Genomic DNA, 18,227 nt, shown 5'->3' with positions numbered 1-18,227 from the left:
GTCTTTGTGAACGCGTGCACAAAGATGGTGTCCGATTTGCCCGGCCAACGTGACCGGGGTCACGCGCCCCCGGCGCCTGAACACGGAACCGGCACACAGGCACCACAGTCCCATCTCTCTCGGGGGCAAAACCGCACACTCTCCTCAACGATCCGCGCCCCCGAGACCAATCGCCGTCGATCCTAAGCGACTTTCCGGACCGGTTTGGACTGATCAGTCAGTCAGGCGCCGAGGTGAGGGCCTTCAGCTGAGGGCCTTACGAAGACGGTCCTCGTTCACCCGCCAGAAGGTGTGCTGGGCGCCGTCGACCAGCACGACCGGGATCTGCTCCCAGTACAGACGGTTGAGCTCCTCGTCCTGGGTGATGTCCTTCTGCTCCCACGGAACGCCGAGTTCCCCGCACACCCTCTCGACCACGACCTGTGCGTCATCACACAGATGACACCCGGGCTTGCGGATGAGGGTGACGAGTCGGTCCTGGGGGGCGCGGGGAGCGTCGGGAACCTCGGAAGCGTCCTGTGCGGCCTTCCGCCGAAAGATGGGACTCATGTCGGCCATTCTCGCCCCCAAGCACGGGGGAACGCGCCTGACGACCCCGCCCCGGCGCCCCGGTGGGATGACTTCTTTAACGACACGGTCGCGGAGAGTTCACAGCGTCCAAACCTCTCGACTCCGGAAGCGCCGAACGGACTGGCTATGCTCACGTCATGGCCGCTCTCGGATGGCTCACTCCCCGTAGGCGTTCCGCCACGGCGCGGAGCGTGTTGGCAGGCGAGGCCTCGGCAGAGGCAGCGCGCAAAACCTCGCAGGACGCCGCCCTGCAGGAGGTCTCCGACCGGGAACCGGAGTTCCCGGTCCTCGGCGACGACAAAGCCGCGGCGTTCTTCGACCTGGACAACACGGTGATGCAGGGTGCCGCGCTGTTCCACTTCGGCCGGGGCCTGTACAAGCGGAAGTTCTTCGAGACGCGCGACCTGGCGAAGTTCGCCTGGCAGCAGGCGTGGTTCCGGCTGGCCGGTGTCGAGGACCCGGAACACATGCAGGACGCGCGCGACTCGGCCCTCTCCATCGTCAAGGGCCACCGCGTCTCCGAGCTGATGTCGATCGGCGAGGAGATCTACGACGAGTACATGGCCGAGCGGATCTGGCCGGGTACGCGGGCGCTGGCGCAGGCGCACCTGGACGCGGGCCAGAAGGTGTGGCTGGTCACGGCCGCGCCGGTGGAGATCGCGACGGTGATCGCGCGCCGCCTGGGCCTGACCGGAGCCCTGGGCACGGTGGCTGAGTCGGTGGACGGTGTCTACACGGGCAAACTGGTGGGCGAGCCGCTGCACGGCCCGGCCAAGGCGGAGGCGGTACGCGCGCTGGCGGCGGCCGAGGGCCTGGACCTCTCGCGCTGCGCGGCGTACAGCGACTCCCACAACGACATCCCGATGCTGTCGCTGGTGGGCCACCCGTACGCGATCAACCCCGACACGAAGCTCCGCAAGCACGCCCGCGTCCACGACTGGCGCCTGCGCGACTACCGGACGGCCCGCAAGGCGGCGAAGGTGGGACTGCCGGCGGCGGCCGGAGTGGGCGCGGTGGCGGGCGGCACGGCGGCAGCGATCGCACTGCACCGCCGCCGCCGCTGAACCGTTTTCCGCCCCCGCCGGCCCGCCCCCAGGGGCTCCACCCCTCCACCCCTCCACCCCAACCCGGGGTGCCCTCCACCCCAACGCGGGGTGCCCCCACTCCAGCCCGGTGCTGCGCCCCAGCCCCGGCTCCGCCCCAGAACCCCGGGCAGGCACCTGCCCCCTCCCGGGGCTCCGCCACCGGATCCCGGACGGCGTACCTGCGCCCGGTTCCACCCCCTGGTGCGGCCAGGCCCGAACTGGCCTGCCTGAGGCCCACCGCCTCGCACCCCTCCCAGTGGCTCCGCCCCAGCCTCGAACAGGGGCTGAACCTTTCAGCCCGTCCGGCGTTTGAGGACGAGGCCGTCAAGGCCGACAGCGGGGGTCCAGGGGGCGCAGCCCCCTGGGATGGGACGGGTAGGGGCGGCGGGGGCGAGAAAGCTCACCCGGGCACAACACGCCCCGCACTCAGACGGAAAACGGACCAAACCGATCAACAACCGCTCACTGTCTGACACTTGACCAGCCGTCAATCGGTTACAGAAGCGACGTAATCGATGATTTGAGCAACTGGGTGTAGTGCTGCCTGTACTAAGCGTTATTCTCCTCAGACGCAATCCGGTACCCCTCCGTCGCCACGACGGGTGAACGGTCCCGCACTGCACGTGATGGAAGCTCTGCCTCTGGGAGTCCCGTGTACCCACACGTCGGGGTTGACACCTCGGGCCTGGCTACGCTGCGCGCAACGGTCCAAGACCTGTTGCGCGGCTTCGTCCCCACCGCGTACGCCGTCCCCGCCTTCGCCACCGCCGCCCCCCTCGGCCCGTGCTACGCACTGGCCGAGGGCAGCGCCGCGGTCGGCGGCAGACGGGGCCGCTCGGGCTCGGCCGCCCCCACCGCGCGCCGCCCCGCCGCGGACAGCGACAGCGCCCGCATGATGGACCTCGTGGAGCGCGCCCAGGCCGGCGAGGCCGACGCCTTCGGACGCCTGTACGACCAGTACAGCGACACCGTGTACCGCTACATCTACTACCGCGTGGGCGGCAGGGCGACCGCCGAGGACCTCACCAGTGAGACCTTTCTGCGCGCACTGCGCCGAATCGGCACCTTCACCTGGCAGGGCCGCGACTTCGGCGCCTGGCTCGTGACCATCGCCCGCAACCTCGTCGCCGACCACTTCAAGTCGAGCCGTTTCCGCCTCGAAGTCACCACCGGGGAGATGCTCGACGCCAACGAGGTCGAGCGGTCCCCCGAGGACTCCGTCCTGGAGTCCCTCTCCAATGCCGCGCTGCTCGACGCCGTACGGCGACTCAACCCCCAGCAGCAGGAGTGCGTGACGCTCCGCTTCCTCCAGGGCCTCTCCGTCGCCGAGACCGCCCGGGTGATGGGCAAGAACGAGGGCGCGATCAAGACCCTCCAGTACCGGGCCGTCCGCACCCTCGCCCGGCTCCTCCCCGAAGACGCCCGCTGAGCCGCGGGGCGCCGCACCGAGCCACCCAGGCATCCCACCGAGCCCCCGAGTACCACCCACCGAGCCCACGAGGGCACCCACCGAGCCCACAAGGGCACCCACCGGAAACCCCGAGGGCCACCCACCGAACCCCCAAGCTATACCGAGCCACCCCCACCCTCCCGCGGCGAGCCGCCCCGCACTCGCGCACCCACCGCCGGGCAAACCCGCATCGAGCGCCCCTTCCCGCCGCACCTCCCTCCGCGCCGAGCCACACCGCAGCCCGCCTCCACCGCCATCGGGTGCATACGCTCAGCGACGGCCAACTCACCCTCCGTACAAGTCCGTTGACTTCCCGCCTCGGCCATTCGTAGTCCGTAACCCAAGTGCCGAGCCGCTCGTTGTGCGGGATACAGGCTCCCTGTGGTCACACCCCACCCGCCCGCGATCACTCGATCGTGTGGAAGTGGTCGGGGGCGTGCAACCCTCAGGATCCCCTGGGGAGTCGACCGTCATGACGAGAGGAGGTGCCGCCAGTGATCGCGAACGTATCGGCGCACCGGCGGGCGAACGCCTTCGCCCAGGCCCTGGAGGAGTCCGACGACCGGGGCACGGCAGCCGAGCAGCCCGAAGGATCGGGCCCAGCGCCGGCTATTGCGGAACGGACCGATCAGGCCCGCCTGTTGGCCTTCGCGACCCGTCTCGGCGAGCTGCCCGAGCCGGAGCTCGACCCCGAGGTCAAGGTCGTCCAGCGCGCGCGGCTGGTGGCCGCGATGGAGGCCATGCTGCAGGAGGGCACGTTCGCGGGCGGCGAGGCGGCGGACCCTTCAGTACCCGAGCAGCGGTCCCACCGGGCCCGGGGCGCCCACCGGGCAAGCCCCCTGGGGAAGTTGCGACCGCGTACGCGGCTCACGAAAGGCCTCGCCGCGGGCGGGCTCAGCGTCGGGGTGGCCGCGGCCTCCTTCGGCGGAGTGGCCGCGGCGAGTTCCGACGCCCTGCCCGGCGACTCGCTCTACGGCCTCAAACGCGGCATCGAGGACGTCAAACTCGGCATGGCCGAGGGGGACAACGACCGCGGACGGCTCTACCTCGACCAGGCCTCCACCCGGCTGAACGAGGCCCGTCGGCTGATGGAGCGCGACCGCGGCGGCCACCTCGACCACGAGTCCATCGGCGAGATCCGCCGCACCCTGTCCGGCGTGCAGCACGACGCGTCCGAAGGCCACCGCCTGCTGCACGAGGCCTACGAGCGGGACGGCTCGCTCGGCCCGATCCAGGCCCTCTCCGCCTTCTCCCAGTCCCACCGCGAGGTCTGGGGCAGCCTGCGTGACCGACTGCCCGTCCAGCTCGGCGATGTCAGTCAGCAGGTCTCGTCGGTCTTCGACGCCATAGACCAGGAAGTCGCCCCGCTGCGGTCGCTCCTGCCGCAGTCCCCGTCCCAGGACGGCTCCGGCAGGCACCGGGGCCCCGCCGGCGACGCCACCGACTCCTCCGGTACGGACGGCCCGGCGCCCGGCGTCACCGGCGGCTCCGCCACCGGCCGCCACGGCGGCAGCGGCAAGCCCCAGCCGTCCACGTCCAAGAGCGGCGGCGACGGCCTGCTCGGCGGCAGCACGGGCGGCCTGCTGGACCCGCCGAAGGAGAGCGCCGGCAGCTCACCGTCGTCGAGCAGCAGCCCGTCGGCAGAACCGAACGTGACGCTGCCGCCCCTGCTCCCCGGTCTCCTGCCGGGACTGGGCATCAACAGCGAGGAAAGCAAGTAGGGCTCGCTCGCGAGGGGGGGCGCCCCAGTCGAAGGGGCGCCCCCCTCGTCGTATCCGGGACCGACCGCTCAGAAGAAGACCGACCTGCGCTGCACCAGCAGCTTGTACAGCGTGTGCTGGATCTGCTCCCTGACCTGGTCCGTCAGGTTGAACATCAGCATCGGGTCCTCGGCGGCCTCCGGCGGATAGCCGTCCGTGGGGATCGGTTCGCCGAACTGGATCGTCCACTTCGTCGGCAGCGGGATGGCTCCCAGCGGGCCCAGCCACGGGAACGTCGGTGTGATCGGGAAGTACGGGAAGCCCAGCAGCCGGGCGAGCGTCTTCGCGTTGCCGATCATCGGGTAGATCTCCTCGGCACCGACGATCGAGCAGGGAATGATCGGCACCCCGGCACGCAGGGCCGTGGAGACGAAGCCGCCGCGGCCGAAGCGCTGCAGCTTGTAGCGCTCGCCGAACGGCTTGCCGATGCCCTTGAAGCCCTCCGGCATCACACCGACCACTTCGCCGCGCTCCAGCAGCCGCTCGGCGTCCTCCGCGCACGCCAGGGTATGGCCGGCCTTGCGGGCCAGTTCGTTGACCACGGGCAGCACGAAGACCAAGTCCGCGGCGAGCAGCCTGAGATGGCGGCCCGCCGGATGGTTGTCGTGCACGGCGACCTGCATCATCAGGCCGTCCAGCGGCAGTGTCCCGGAGTGGTTGGCGACGATCAGCGCCCCGCCCTTCGACGGGATGTTCTCGATGCCCTTCACCTCGACCCGGAAGTACTTCTCGTACACCGGCCGCAACAGCGACATCAGGACCTGATCGGTGAGCTCCTCGTCGTAACCGAAGTCGTCGACCTCGTAGTCGCCCGTCAGGCGCCGCCGCAGGAAGGCCAGGCCCCCGGCGATACGCCGCTCCAGGCCCCCCTCTTGCGGCCTGGCCGACGGCCTCTTCTCACGCGTCACAGGAACATCATCCCGCGAGGCGGCCCTGCTGGGCAGGGGCTGGACCTCGCGGACCATCCCGGGCTGCTCGCCCTTGAGCCGGCTCCCCGCGCTCCGGCGCCGCGGCGGCCGCTGCACGGCAGCCCCGCGGGACCGGTCGTCGTCGAACGGAATGACCTTGGCGTCCGCCATCGTTGATGCGCTCCTCAGTTGGCGCTCTGCGTCGGGGGGTGGCCACCGCCCAGTACGGGCAGTGCGGCGATCCGGTCGACGGCCCCCGCGAGGACCTCCGGCGGCAGCAGTCCGGGGCCGCGGCCGCGCGCGAAGTCCGCGAAGGTCTCCGCGGTCGTGTACTTCGGCTCGTATCCGAGCGTCTCGCGCATCTGGTCCGTCGACACGACCCGGCCGTGGGTGAGCAGCCGGATCTGCTCGGGCGAGAAGTCCGTCATGCCCACCGTCCGCATCGCCGAGCCGACCCAGGTGACCGCGGGCAGCAGCAGGGGCACGGTGGGCCGCCCGAGCCGCCGCGCGCACTGCGACAGCAGCAGCACACCGTCGCCCGCGACATTGAACGTGCCGCTGTTGAGCGTGCCGCGCTGCGGCTCGTGCGAGGCGATCCGCAGCACCTCGATCACGTCGTCCTCGTGCACGAACTGCAGCCGCGGGTCGTAGCCGAAGACGGTGGGCAGGACGGGCAGCGAGAAGTACGAGGCGAGGGGCGTATCGGCGCTCGGCCCGAGGATGTTGGCGAAGCGCAGCACACAGACGGCCACGTCGGGCCGGCGCCGCGCGAATCCCCGAACGTACCCCTCGACCTCCACGGCGTCCTTGGCGAAGCCGCCGCTGGGCAGGGACTTGGGCGGGGTCGTCTCGGTGAACACGGCCGGGTCGCGGGGCGCTGACCCGTACACGTTCGTGCTCGACTTCACGACCAGCCGCTTGACGGTCGGGGACTTCTGGCAGGCGCCGAGGAGTTGCATGGTGCCGATGACGTTGGTCTCCTTGACCGTGGTCCGGCTGCCGCTGCCCAGCGCGGTGCCGGTCACGTCCATGTGGACGACCGTGTCGACGGAGTGCTCGGCGAGCACACGGGCGATGGTGGGCTGGCGGATGTCGGCCCGGATGAAGTCGGCGCCGCCCAGATGATGCTCGGGCGGGACCGCGTCCACCGCGACGACGCGGTCGACCTCCGGGTCACGCTGGATCCGTCGTACGAACCGGCCGCCGAGCCGGCGGGCCACTCCGGTCACGAGCACGACCTTCCCCAAGATCAGCGCCTCTCTTCCCGTCGCGTCCAGTTGTGGACGTCGCTCTGCCCGCTAGCCTGCCGCGTTCCCCGTGTGCGGCCAACTTAGCGGGTCGATGTTGCGCTGTGATGACCACCCGACGCACGAAGTGACGACACGCCCGTACGTACGACCAGACCAAGCCAGGTGCCACACAGACGTGCGCACGGCGGAATTCAGCCGGGTGGCCGAACGCACGGGCCGACGTCACCCGCCGGACCGGACGGGACCGTGTGGCCCGGAGACGACCCGGAGACGACTCCGGACATGACCTGGACACGACTCCGGACATATGACTCCGGATATGACCCGGAGACGACTCCGGATATGACCCGGATATGACGATGGCCCCCCACCACTGGTGGGGGGCCATCACGCGCGGCTCGCGCAAGAAAGCAAGGGCGCCCCTGGCGGGGTCGCGCCTTACTTCTTGTTACGACGCTGAACGCGAGTGCGCTTGAGCAGCTTGCGGTGCTTCTTCTTGGCCATCCGCTTGCGCCGCTTCTTGATAACAGAGCCCACGACTACCCTCGCTCACTTCTCATCACTCGGTGCTGGGCGCCATGGGCCCATACGACCTACGAGGGGCTAGCCTACCCGCCCGAGCGCTGAGGTCGTAATCGAGGTGACCCGGGAGGCCCCAGGGGACCCCGCCGGGCCGCCGTCAGGCCGTCTCCACCCCCACGTAGCTCTCGCGGAGGTACTCGTGAACCGCTTGTTCCGGTACCCGGAAGGACCTCCCCACCCGGATCGCCGGCAGATGACCGCTGTGCACCAACCGGTACACGGTCATCTTCGACACTCGCATCACCGAGGCGACTTCCGCCACGGTCAGGAACTGAACCTCGTTCAGAGGCCTCTCGCCAGCTGCAGCCATGACACACCTGAACCTTCCGCACTCGACGGCCACCGGCTTCCCCTTCCGGTGACTCTTCGTCGTTGCGTGCTCACTCCCCAATGTAGGGGCGGGTGATGCAAGTGGGGAAGAGGGGATGCAATCGGCGGCCTACTGTGACAGACACGCTCGATTGAGTACATAGCGAGTAAGCGGTCGGTAGTAATCAGACCGCACAGCGTCATCAAGTGGAACGACCACGGACACCAGCCCCTCTGCCTCCCCGACGAAGAGCGCCGGATCGTCCGTATCGGCCAGCCCCATCGCCTCGAACCCCAGCTGACCTGCCCCGCAGACCCATCCGTGGTCCCCGATCACCAGCTCGGGCAGCGGCCCGCCGGCCTCCGCCGCGACGGCCAGCGCGGTGCGAACCGGGAGCGGCGAGTGGGTGTGTGCGCCGGGCTCACAACCGGCGGTTCCGGGCCCCGGTTTCCGCACGAACGCGACTCCTCGTACGTAATCAAGGTTGTACGTGCGTAGACCGAACCGGGTCGTTATGTCGACACAGCGACCCTGCGCAGGGGTGAGGACGGTACATCCCGCCGCCGACAGGGCGTCCGCGAGCCCGGCGTAGAAACCGAGCAGCCGGTGCGGGTGGCCGGTGCCGAGGAGGACCGGCACCCTGTCCCGTGCGGCCTTCGCGACCCGCTCGGCGAACGCCTCCAGAGCCTCCAGGGTGCGCTCGGGATCGATCATGTCATGGCCGGAGGTGTGCCGAGGATCGGCCGAGACTCCACACTTGTCCGCCATCAAGTCGATCAAATCCCGATGCCCCCATGTCCATTCGGGATCGAGTCCGATCAGTACGCGGGGATCGCGGGCGACGAAGAGCCGATAGCTGCGCAGGCTCTCCTCACGCGAGGTCGCCACGGGCCCGGCCAGCCGGGCGGCCAGCAAATGCGCACGCAGTGCTCCGGTGCTCAACACGTCAGCGATGCTGGTCCATTCACCCCCACCGCAGGCCCGAAATACGGGAAACACCCCACAGTCGGCGTAATCCAATCAGCCACACCAAGCCCGTCTGGGGGTACCCCCTACTCGAAGAGCTTGGGGGAGCTTGAGGACGAGGCCGTCAAGGTCGAAAGCACACCCGGGTCACCCCCAGGCCGGCTACGCCAACAACCCCCGCAACGGAAACGCCGCCTTACGCGCAGCCAGCACCGCCTGGTCCAGCCGATCCGCCGGATCGTACCCGGACTCCCAGTCCGCGTACGCCACCGGCCACCGCCCATCCGTCATCCGCATCGGCGCCAACTGGCGCGTCCGGGCGAAGACTTCCTGCCGCCACCCCTCCGGGATCATGGCCTCCGGCTCGATCGGCCGCCCCGCGGCGATGGCCACGAGATGCGTCCACGAACGCGGTACGACCTCCACCACCGCGTAGCCGCCCCCACCCAGCGCGACCCAGCGCCCGTCGGCGTACTCGTGCGCCAGGTCGTGACACGCCATCTGCACGGCCCGCTGCGCGTCCAGCGACACGGCGAGATGCGCGAGCGGGTCCTCGAAGTGAGTGTCGGCACCGTGCTGGGTGACCAGCACCTGCGGCCGGAAGTCGGCGATCAGCTCCGGCACCACCGCATGGAAGGCCCGCACCCACCCCGCGTCCCCCGTCCCGGCCGGCAGCGCCACGTTCACCGCGCTGCCCTCCGCGCTCGGGCCGCCCGTCTCCTCCGGCCACCCGGTCTGCGGGAAGAGGGTCCGCGGATGTTCGTGCAGCGAGATGGTGAGAACCCGGGGATCGTCCCAGAAGGCCGCCTGCACCCCGTCCCCGTGGTGCACATCCACGTCCACGTACGCGACCCGCTCCGCGCCGAGCTCCAGCAGCCGCGCGATGGCGAGCGAGGCGTCGTTGTAGATGCAGAACCCCGAGGCGCCGCCCGGCATCGCGTGGTGCAGCCCGCCCGCGAAGTTCACCGCGTGCAGGGCGTCCCCGCGCCACACGGCCTCCGCCGCTCCGACCGACTGCCCGGCGATCAGCGCGGACACCTCGTGCATCCCGGCGAAGGCGGGGTCGTCCATGGTCCCCACCCCGTAGGACCCGTCCGCCGACCCCGGGTCCGCGGACACGGCCTTCACGGCCTCCACGTAGTCCTCGCGGTGCACGAGCCGCAGCGTCGAGTCGCCCGCGGGCTTCGCCGCGACCACGTCGACGTCCTTGTCGAGCCCGAAGGCGTCGACGAGTTTCCTGGTCAGCGCGAGCCGGACCGGATCCATCGGATGGTCCGGACCGAAGTCATAGCCCGTTACTGCCTCGTCCCACATCAGCTGTGCGCGGCCGCTCATGCCCGTCACCGTATCGGTCCGCTCCGGGCGCGAACGAGCGGGCGTACACCAGCGTCACCAGGACCAACACCATCGGTACGAGCATGGCGCCGCGGTAGCTCCAGGCGTCCCCGAGCGCGCCCACCAACGGGGAACCGACCAGAAAGCCCACGTAGTTGAAGATGTTGAGCCGCGCGATCGCCGCGTCCGACGCCCCGGGGAACAGCCGCCCGGCGGCCGCGAACGTCTGCGGCACGAGCACGCACAGCCCGAGACCCAGGAGGGTGAACCCGAGCATCCCGACCCACGCCCCCGGCGCCCCCGCCACCACGGCGAACCCGAGCGCCGCCACCAGGGCCCCCAGCCGTACGACGGCCACCGCGCCGAAGCGCCGCACCCCGAAGTCCCCCAGGGACCGCCCGAGCAGCGTGGTGACCATGTACACGTTGTACGGGACGGTCGCCAGCTGCTCCGAACTCCCGAGCGTGTCCTGAAGATACTTGGCACTCCAGTTGGAGACGGTCGAGTCCCCGATGTACGCGAAGGTCATCACCAGGCAGAGCGGCAGCAGCAGCTTGAAGACGAGCGGTCCGGCCTCGCCCTCCGGGCCGTCCTGTGCGGGCGCATTGCCGTCGACGTACCACCGGCTGCCGACGAGAGTGGCCGGGAGCAGCACCACGACGACGGGCAGATACGACACCCACAGCGCCAGATGCCAGTGCGCGCCCGCCCAGGCGAGCGAGGCTCCGATGATCCCGCCGAGGCTGAACACGGCGTGGAAACCGAGCATGATGCTGCGCCCGTACGTCCGTTGGAGGCTCACCCCGAGCATGTTCATGGAGGCGTCCAGCGCACCCACCGTCAGCCCGAACGCGGCGAGCGCGATCCCCAGCTCGGCCATGTGGTCCCCGGACCCGACGCCGAGGAGAGCCAGCAGGACCACGGGCTGCGCCCAGCGGAGCAGCCGACTGGGACGTATGCGCTTGACGAGCTGCTCGGTCGTCACGCTGCCGACACCGGCGAGGACCGGCACCGCGGCGAGGAAGGCGGGGAGCAGGGCGTCGGAGACCCCGTACCGGTCCTGGATGGCCGGGATCCGGGTCACCAGCAGGGCGAAGGTGACGCCCTGGGCGAAGAAGCTGAACGCCAGAGAGGCCCTACCGCGCCGCAGCACATCTGTCATGGCGGCGAGCGTAGGGCCCCTGTGTACCGGTGGGTAGATCAAGCCGAAGCTGATTTTTGTTCAGCTTCATCCGGCGGCCGTGACGGCCAGGGCGGCCGCAGAGGCACCCTCGGCCCGCGCTTCGGTCTTCACTTCGGTCTTCACTTCGTCCGTCGCCTCGGCCGTCGCCTCGGCCGTCGCCTCGGACTTCACTTCGGACTTCACTTCGGACTTCACTTCGGCGATGAGCATCTGCGCCATCGGACCGGCGGCGACAGCACCGCTGACGACGAACCCCAGCGCCATCGCGACGATCAGGATGACCGAACCCAGCCAGACCATCGTGTCCACCGGCAGCGTGTAGGCACCCACGACCCGCACCACACACTCGGCGAGCAACACCACGCCCCACACCACCGAGAAGAGCCGCTCGGCCCGCCGGAAGGCAGGGGACCCACTCTCCAGCCGGGTCCAGGCGGCCTGCCTGGCCGCGATGCCCTTCACCAGCCAGGGCTTCATACCAGCCGTCATCATCGGCTTCCCCATGGCCACGGAGACCAGGATCCCGATCCCGATCGCGCTGCTGACCCCGCTGTCCTTGGCGAGCATCAGCCGTGGGTCGCCGGCGACGAAGCTGAGCAGCAGCCCGACCACGTTCACGAAGAGGATGAGCGCGGCGAACGCGTTGACCGTCCGCTCCTTGACCACGCCCATGACGGTCCGCACGGCCGGCACCGCGCTGCTCCAGGCGAGCGCCGCGAAGGTGCTCATCCCGAAGGCGTCCTTGAACAGGTAGTACGACCCGACCGGCACCGCCACGTCCATGATGAGCGGCGCAAAGGTGTTCTTCTTGCTCTGGCTCTTGCTCTGGCCCTGGGAAACCGTGTTCGTCGTCATGCCCTCAGCTTCGCCTCCGGACCGGGTCCGCCAGTAGAAACGATCGTCCGGAGCTCGGCATGACATATGTCAGTGCCCCGGCGGTGGTGCGGGTCATCCGAGCAGGTCAGGCAACTCCCCCAGGTCAGAGAAGAGTTGGGTGGCACCCGCGAGCCTCGCAGCCGGTGTCATCGCGGTGAACCCGTACACGTCCATCCCGGCCGCGCCAGCGGCCTGGACGCCGAGCGGGCTGTCCTCGACGACAACACACTTCTGCGGGGCGACCCCCATCCGCTCGGCGGCGTACAGGAACAGGTCGGGCGCCGGCTTCCCCCGCCCCACGTCCTGGGAGCTGAAGATCCGCGAGTCGTCGAACCACCGGTCCAGCCCGGTCGTCCGATGCCCCACCCGAATCCGCTCATGGCTCCCGGACGACGCCACGCAGTACGGCACACCGTTCGTGGCGAGCTTCTCCAGTACCTCCACGGCGCCCGCCACAGGCCTCAACTCCCGCTCGAACGCCGCGAACACACGGGCATGGAAGACGTCGTCGAAGTCGGTCGGCAGCCGCCGGCCCGTGCGCTCCTGAACGAGGTCGTGGATCCGGTGCATCGCGGACCCCATGTAGTCACGGATGGAGTCCTCGTACGACGTCGGGTGCCCGAGCTCGGTGAGATAGGCGGCCAGGAGCCGGTTGGAGATGGGCTCGCTGTCGACGAGGACGCCGTCGTTGTCGAAGATAACCAGGTCATAGCGCATGGCATCGACCCTAAACGCAGAAAACCCCCGTGCCGATCGGCACGGGGGTTTTCTCAATATTTGTTCGGCGGCGTCCTACTCTCCCACAGGGTCCCCCCTGCAGTACCATCGGCGCTGTAAGGCTTAGCTTCCGGGTTCGGAATGTAACCGGGCGTTTCCCTCACGCTATGGCCACCGAAACACTATGAAACAGACAACCCGACCGCTGCTGTGACTACAGCGGGGTTGTTCGTGGTTTCAGAACCAACACAGTGGACGCGAGCAACTGAGGACAAGCCCTCGGCCTATTAGTACCAGTCACCTCCACACGTTGCCGTGCTTCCAGATCTGGCCTATCAACCCAGTCGTCTACTGGGAGCCTTACCCCATCAAGTGGGTGGGAGTCCTCATCTCGAAGCAGGCTTCCCGCTTAGATGCTTTCAGCGGTTATCCCTCCCGAACGTAGCCAACCAGCCATGCCCTTGGCAGAACAACTGGCACACCAGAGGTTCGTCCGTCCCGGTCCTCTCGTACTAGGGACAGCCCTTCTCAAGACTCCTACGCGCACAGCGGATAGGGACCGAACTGTCTCACGACGTTCTAAACCCAGCTCGCGTACCGCTTTAATGGGCGAACAGCCCAACCCTTGGGACCGACTCCAGCCCCAGGATGCGACGAGCCGACATCGAGGTGCCAAACCATCCCGTCGATATGGACTCTTGGGGAAGATCAGCCTGTTATCCCCGGGGTACCTTTTATCCGTTGAGCGACGGCGCTTCCACAAGCCACCGCCGGATCACTAGTCCCGACTTTCGTCCCTGCTCGACCCGTCGGTCTCACAGTCAAGCTCCCTTGTGCACTTACACTCAACACCTGATTGCCAACCAGGCTGAGGGAACCTTTGGGCGCCTCCGTTACTCTTTAGGAGGCAACCGCCCCAGTTAAACTACCCATCAGACACTGTCCCTGATCCGGATCACGGACCCAGGTTAGACATCCAGCACGACCAGACTGGTATTTCAACGACGACTCCACAACCACTGGCGTGGCCGCTTCAAAGTCTCCCAGCTATCCTACACAAGCCGAACCGAACACCAATATCAAACTGTAGTAAAGGTCCCGGGGTCTTTCCGTCCTGCTGCGCGAAACGAGCATCTTTACTCGTAGTGCAATTTCACCGGGCCTATGGTTGAGACAGTCGAGAAGTCGTTACGCCATTCGTGCAGGTCGGAACTTACCCGACAAGGAATTTCGCTACCTTAGGATGGTTATAGTTACCACCGCCGTTTACTGGCGCTTAAGTTCTCAGCTTCGCCCCACCGAAATGGAGCTAACCGGTCCCCTTAACGTTCCAGCACCGGGCAGGCGTCAGTCCGTATACATCGCCTTACGGCTTCGCACGGACCTGTGTTTTTAGTAAACAGTCGCTTCTCGCTGGTCTCTGCGGCCACCCCCAGCTCAGGAAGCAAGTTCCCTCACCAGGTGTGGCCCCCCTTCTCCCGAAGTTACGGGGGCATTTTGCCGAGTTCCTTAACCATAGTTCACCCGAACGCCTCGGTATTCTCTACCTGACCACCTGAGTCGGTTTAGGGTACGGGCCGCCATGAAACTCGCTAGAGGCTTTTCTCGACAGCATAGGATCATCCACTTCACCACAATCGGCTCGGCATCAGGTCTCAGCCTCATGTGCGACGGATTTGCCTATCGCACGGCCTACACCCTTACCCCGGGACAACCACCGCCCGGGATGGACTACCTTCCTGCGTCACCCCATCACTCACCTACTAACCGCTTGGTTCAGCGGCTCCACCACTTTCCTTTCCCCGAAGGGTCCGGAACGGCTTCACGGCCTTAGCATCACGATGCTCGATGTTTGACGCTTCACAGCGGGTACCGGAATATCAACCGGTTATCCATCGACTACGCCTGTCGGCCTCGCCTTAGGTCCCGACTTACCCTGGGCAGATCAGCTTGACCCAGGAACCCTTAGTCAATCGGCGCACACGTTTCTCACGTGTGAATCGCTACTCATGCCTGCATTCTCACTCGTCAACCGTCCACAACTACCTTCCGGTGCTGCTTCACCCGGCAGACGACGCTCCCCTACCCATCACAGCAGGCGTTGGCCCTATATGCTGCAATGACACGACTTCGGCGGTACGCTTGAGCCCCGCTACATTGTCGGCGCGGAATCACTAGACCAGTGAGCTATTACGCACTCTTTCAAGGGTGGCTGCTTCTAAGCCAACCTCCTGGTTGTCTGTGCGACTCCACATCCTTTCCCACTTAGCGTACGCTTAGGGGCCTTAGTCGATGCTCTGGGCTGTTTCCCTCTCGACCATGGAGCTTATCCCCCACAGTCTCACTGCCGCGCTCTCACTTACCGGCATTCGGAGTTTGGCTAAGGTCAGTAACCCGGTAGGGCCCATCGCCTATCCAGTGCTCTACCTCCGGCAAGAAACACACGACGCTGCACCTAAATGCATTTCGGGGAGAACCAGCTATCACGGAGTTTGATTGGCCTTTCACCCCTAACCACAGGTCATCCCCCAGGTTTTCAACCCTGGTGGGTTCGGTCCTCCACGAAGTCTTACCTCCGCTTCAACCTGCCCATGGCTAGATCACTCCGCTTCGGGTCTTGAGCGTGCTACTCCAACGCCCTATTCGGACTCGCTTTCGCTACGGCTTCCCCACACGGGTTAACCTCGCAACACACCGCAAACTCGCAGGCTCATTCTTCAAAAGGCACGCAGTCACGAGACACCAGCAAGCTGATGTCCGACGCTCCCACGGCTTGTAGGCACACGGTTTCAGGTACTATTTCACTCCGCTCCCGCGGTACTTTTCACCATTCCCTCACGGTACTATCCGCTATCGGTCACCAGGGAATATTTAGGCTTAGCGGGTGGTCCCGCCAGATTCACACGGGATTTCTCGGGCCCCGTGCTACTTGGGTGTCTCTCAAACGAGCCGCTGACGTTTCGACTACGGGGGTCTTACCCTCTACGCCGGACCTTTCGCATGTCCTTCGCCTACATCAACGGTTTCTGACTCGTCCTGTTGCCGGCAGACAACAGAAGAGAGATCCCACAACCCCGCATGCGCAACCCCTGCCGGGTCTCACACGCATACGGTTTGGCCTCATCCGGTTTCGCTCGCCACTACTCCCGGAATCACGGTTGTTTTCTCTTCCTGAGGGTACTGAGATGTTTCACTTCCCCTCGTTCCCTCCACACTGCCTATGTGTTCAGCAGTGGGTGACAGCCCATGACGACTGCCGGGTTTCCCCATTCGGAAACCCCCGGATCAAAGCCTGGTTGACGACTCCCCGGGGACTATCGCGGCCTCCCACGTCCTTCATCGGTTCCTGGTGCCAAGGCATCCACCGTGCGCCCTTAAAAACTTGGCCACAGATGCTCGCGTCCACTGTGCAGTTCTCAAACAACGACCAACCACCCGTCACACACCAAAACCTTGGTGCTTCACCGGGGCCGGCATCGAAGACAGACCTTGCGGCCGTGCCCTCAGACACCCAACAGCGTGCCCGGCCAGCTCCCGTCCGGAGATCATGCGTTCCACGCTCTTACGAGCAGTACTAGCAGCCTCCGACCCGAGGTCCTGGCCGAATAATCAACGTTCCACCCATGAGCAACCAGCATCGGACGTTCGCCGATGTACTGGCCTCTGACCGTGTCCCGAAGAACCCGGTAAGAAGTGCTCCTTAGAAAGGAGGTGATCCAGCCGCACCTTCCGGTACGGCTACCTTGTTACGACTTCGTCCCAATCGCCAGTCCCACCTTCGACAGCTCCCTCCCACAAGGGGTTGGGCCACCGGCTTCGGGTGTTACCGACTTTCGTGACGTGACGGGCGGTGTGTACAAGGCCCGGGAACGTATTCACCGCAGCAATGCTGATCTGCGATTACTAGCGACTCCGACTTCATGGGGTCGAGTTGCAGACCCCAATCCGAACTGAGACCGGCTTTTTGAGATTCGCTCCACCTCACGGTATCGCAGCTCTTTGTACCGGCCATTGTAGCACGTGTGCAGCCCAAGACATAAGGGGCATGATGACTTGACGTCGTCCCCACCTTCCTCCGAGTTGACCCCGGCGGTCTCCTGTGAGTCCCCATCACCCCGAAGGGCATGCTGGCAACACAGAACAAGGGTTGCGCTCGTTGCGGGACTTAACCCAACATCTCACGACACGAGCTGACGACAGCCATGCACCACCTGTACACCGACCACAAGGGGGGCACTATCTCTAATGCTTTCCGGTGTATGTCAAGCCTTGGTAAGGTTCTTCGCGTTGCGTCGAATTAAGCCACATGCTCCGCCGCTTGTGCGGGCCCCCGTCAATTCCTTTGAGTTTTAGCCTTGCGGCCGTACTCCCCAGGCGGGGAACTTAATGCGTTAGCTGCGGCACCGACGACGTGGAATGTCGCCAACACCTAGTTCCCACCGTTTACGGCGTGGACTACCAGGGTATCTAATCCTGTTCGCTCCCCACGCTTTCGCTCCTCAGCGTCAGTAATGGCCCAGAGATCCGCCTTCGCCACCGGTGTTCCTCCTGATATCTGCGCATTTCACCGCTACACCAGGAATTCCGATCTCCCCTACCACACTCTAGCTAGCCCGTATCGACTGCAGACCCGAGGTTAAGCCTCGGGCTTTCACAATCGACGTGACAAGCCGCCTACGAGCTCTTTACGCCCAATAATTCCGGACAACGCTTGCGCCCTACGTATTACCGCGGCTGCTGGCACGTAGTTAGCCGGCGCTTCTTCTGCAGGTACCGTCACTTTCGCTTCTTCCCTGCTGAAAGAGGTTTACAACCCGAAGGCCGTCATCCCTCACGCGGCGTCGCTGCATCAGGCTTGCGCCCATTGTGCAATATTCCCCACTGCTGCCTCCCGTAGGAGTCTGGGCCGTGTCTCAGTCCCAGTGTGGCCGGTCGCCCTCTCAGGCCGGCTACCCGTCGTCGCCTTGGTGAGCCATTACCTCACCAACAAGCTGATAGGCCGCGGGCTCATCCTGCACCGCCGGAGCTTTCCAAGTTCGAAGATGCCTCCGAACCTCGTATCCGGTATTAGACCCCGTTTCCAGGGCTTGTCCCAGAGTGCAGGGCAGATTGCCCACGTGTTACTCACCCGTTCGCCACTAATCCCCACCGAAGTGGTTCATCGTTCGACTTGCATGTGTTAAGCACGCCGCCAGCGTTCGTCCTGAGCCAGGATCAAACTCTCCGTGAATGTTT

The 18,227-nt window shown here is 66.3% G+C and carries 13 protein-coding genes and 3 rRNA genes; 3 read left to right on the top strand and 13 right to left on the bottom strand.

Features of this window, described 5'->3' with window-relative positions; genetic code table 11:
* Positions 1-243: 243 nt before the first annotated feature.
* Complete coding sequence (locus Q2K21_RS02250) at positions 244-558, bottom strand: glutaredoxin family protein (RefSeq protein WP_310763574.1); 315 nt, start codon at positions 556-558, stop codon at positions 244-246.
* Positions 559-707: 149 nt separating this feature from the next.
* On the opposite strand from Q2K21_RS02250, the gene Q2K21_RS02245 reads away from it, so the two are divergent.
* From Q2K21_RS02245 to Q2K21_RS02235, 3 genes are all read left to right on the top strand, one after another.
* The gene (locus Q2K21_RS02245; protein WP_310763573.1) at positions 708-1,634 is read left to right on the top strand and encodes an HAD family hydrolase; all 927 of its coding nucleotides are present in this window, start codon (positions 708-710) and stop codon (positions 1,632-1,634) included.
* A gap of 673 nt (positions 1,635-2,307) precedes the next feature.
* Positions 2,308-3,084: an ECF subfamily RNA polymerase sigma factor, BldN family gene (locus Q2K21_RS02240; protein ID WP_310763572.1), complete on the top strand. Its 777-nt coding sequence runs from the start codon at positions 2,308-2,310 to the stop codon at positions 3,082-3,084.
* A 515-nt stretch (positions 3,085-3,599) separates the two neighbouring features.
* The gene (locus Q2K21_RS02235) at positions 3,600-4,826 is read left to right on the top strand and encodes a DUF5667 domain-containing protein (RefSeq protein WP_310763566.1); all 1,227 of its coding nucleotides are present in this window, start codon (positions 3,600-3,602) and stop codon (positions 4,824-4,826) included.
* A gap of 68 nt (positions 4,827-4,894) precedes the next feature.
* Here the strand turns inward: Q2K21_RS02235 and Q2K21_RS02230 are convergent, their stop codons facing one another.
* The 12 genes from Q2K21_RS02230 to Q2K21_RS02175 form a co-directional block, all read right to left on the bottom strand.
* Positions 4,895-5,944, bottom strand: coding sequence for a lysophospholipid acyltransferase family protein (locus tag Q2K21_RS02230; protein ID WP_310763564.1), 1,050 nt, complete (start codon positions 5,942-5,944; stop codon positions 4,895-4,897).
* A 14-nt stretch (positions 5,945-5,958) separates the two neighbouring features.
* Positions 5,959-7,020, bottom strand: a complete 1,062-nt coding sequence (locus tag Q2K21_RS02225) for an NAD-dependent epimerase/dehydratase family protein (protein WP_310763562.1) — start codon at positions 7,018-7,020, stop codon at positions 5,959-5,961.
* 441 nt (positions 7,021-7,461) lie between these two features.
* On the bottom strand, positions 7,462-7,560 hold the full coding sequence (locus Q2K21_RS02220) for a 30S ribosomal protein bS22 (RefSeq protein WP_003948845.1): 99 nt from the start codon (positions 7,558-7,560) through the stop codon (positions 7,462-7,464).
* Between the two features lie 142 nt (positions 7,561-7,702).
* Positions 7,703-7,915 carry a helix-turn-helix domain-containing protein gene (locus Q2K21_RS02215; RefSeq protein ID WP_004984898.1) on the bottom strand — a complete coding sequence of 71 codons (213 nt, stop codon included), beginning with the start codon at positions 7,913-7,915 and terminating at the stop codon, positions 7,703-7,705.
* Positions 7,916-8,044: 129 nt separating this feature from the next.
* On the bottom strand, positions 8,045-8,860 hold the full coding sequence (locus Q2K21_RS02210) for a phosphatase (protein WP_310780552.1): 816 nt from the start codon (positions 8,858-8,860) through the stop codon (positions 8,045-8,047).
* Between the two features lie 183 nt (positions 8,861-9,043).
* Positions 9,044-10,216: an acetoin utilization protein AcuC gene (locus Q2K21_RS02205; protein WP_310763360.1), complete on the bottom strand. Its 1,173-nt coding sequence runs from the start codon at positions 10,214-10,216 to the stop codon at positions 9,044-9,046.
* The gene (locus tag Q2K21_RS02200; RefSeq protein WP_310763359.1) at positions 10,167-11,378 is read right to left on the bottom strand and encodes an MFS transporter; all 1,212 of its coding nucleotides are present in this window, start codon (positions 11,376-11,378) and stop codon (positions 10,167-10,169) included. Before Q2K21_RS02200 ends, Q2K21_RS02205 begins: the two co-directional genes overlap by 50 nt.
* Positions 11,379-11,444: 66 nt before the next feature.
* Positions 11,445-12,254 carry a VC0807 family protein gene (locus tag Q2K21_RS02195; RefSeq protein ID WP_310763358.1) on the bottom strand — a complete coding sequence of 270 codons (810 nt, stop codon included), beginning with the start codon at positions 12,252-12,254 and terminating at the stop codon, positions 11,445-11,447.
* A 93-nt stretch (positions 12,255-12,347) separates the two neighbouring features.
* Positions 12,348-12,992: an HAD family hydrolase gene (locus Q2K21_RS02190; RefSeq protein WP_310763357.1), complete on the bottom strand. Its 645-nt coding sequence runs from the start codon at positions 12,990-12,992 to the stop codon at positions 12,348-12,350.
* 62 nt (positions 12,993-13,054) lie between these two features.
* Positions 13,055-13,171: ribosomal RNA gene (gene rrf, locus Q2K21_RS02185) — 5S ribosomal RNA — on the bottom strand.
* Positions 13,172-13,259: 88 nt separating this feature from the next.
* Positions 13,260-16,380, bottom strand: a 23S ribosomal RNA gene (locus Q2K21_RS02180).
* A 316-nt stretch (positions 16,381-16,696) separates the two neighbouring features.
* Positions 16,697-18,222, bottom strand: a 16S ribosomal RNA gene (locus tag Q2K21_RS02175).
* Together the 16S, 23S and 5S rRNA genes form the textbook arrangement of a ribosomal RNA operon.
* Between the last annotated feature and the right edge of the window lie 5 nt (positions 18,223-18,227).

It is taken from the genome of Streptomyces sp. CGMCC 4.7035 (assembly GCF_031583065.1).
Taxonomy (GTDB): Bacteria; Actinomycetota; Actinomycetes; order Streptomycetales; family Streptomycetaceae; genus Streptomyces; species Streptomyces yaanensis.
The sequence above is the reverse complement of the archived record's forward strand: the minus strand, read 5'-3'. Positions and strand labels throughout refer to the sequence as shown.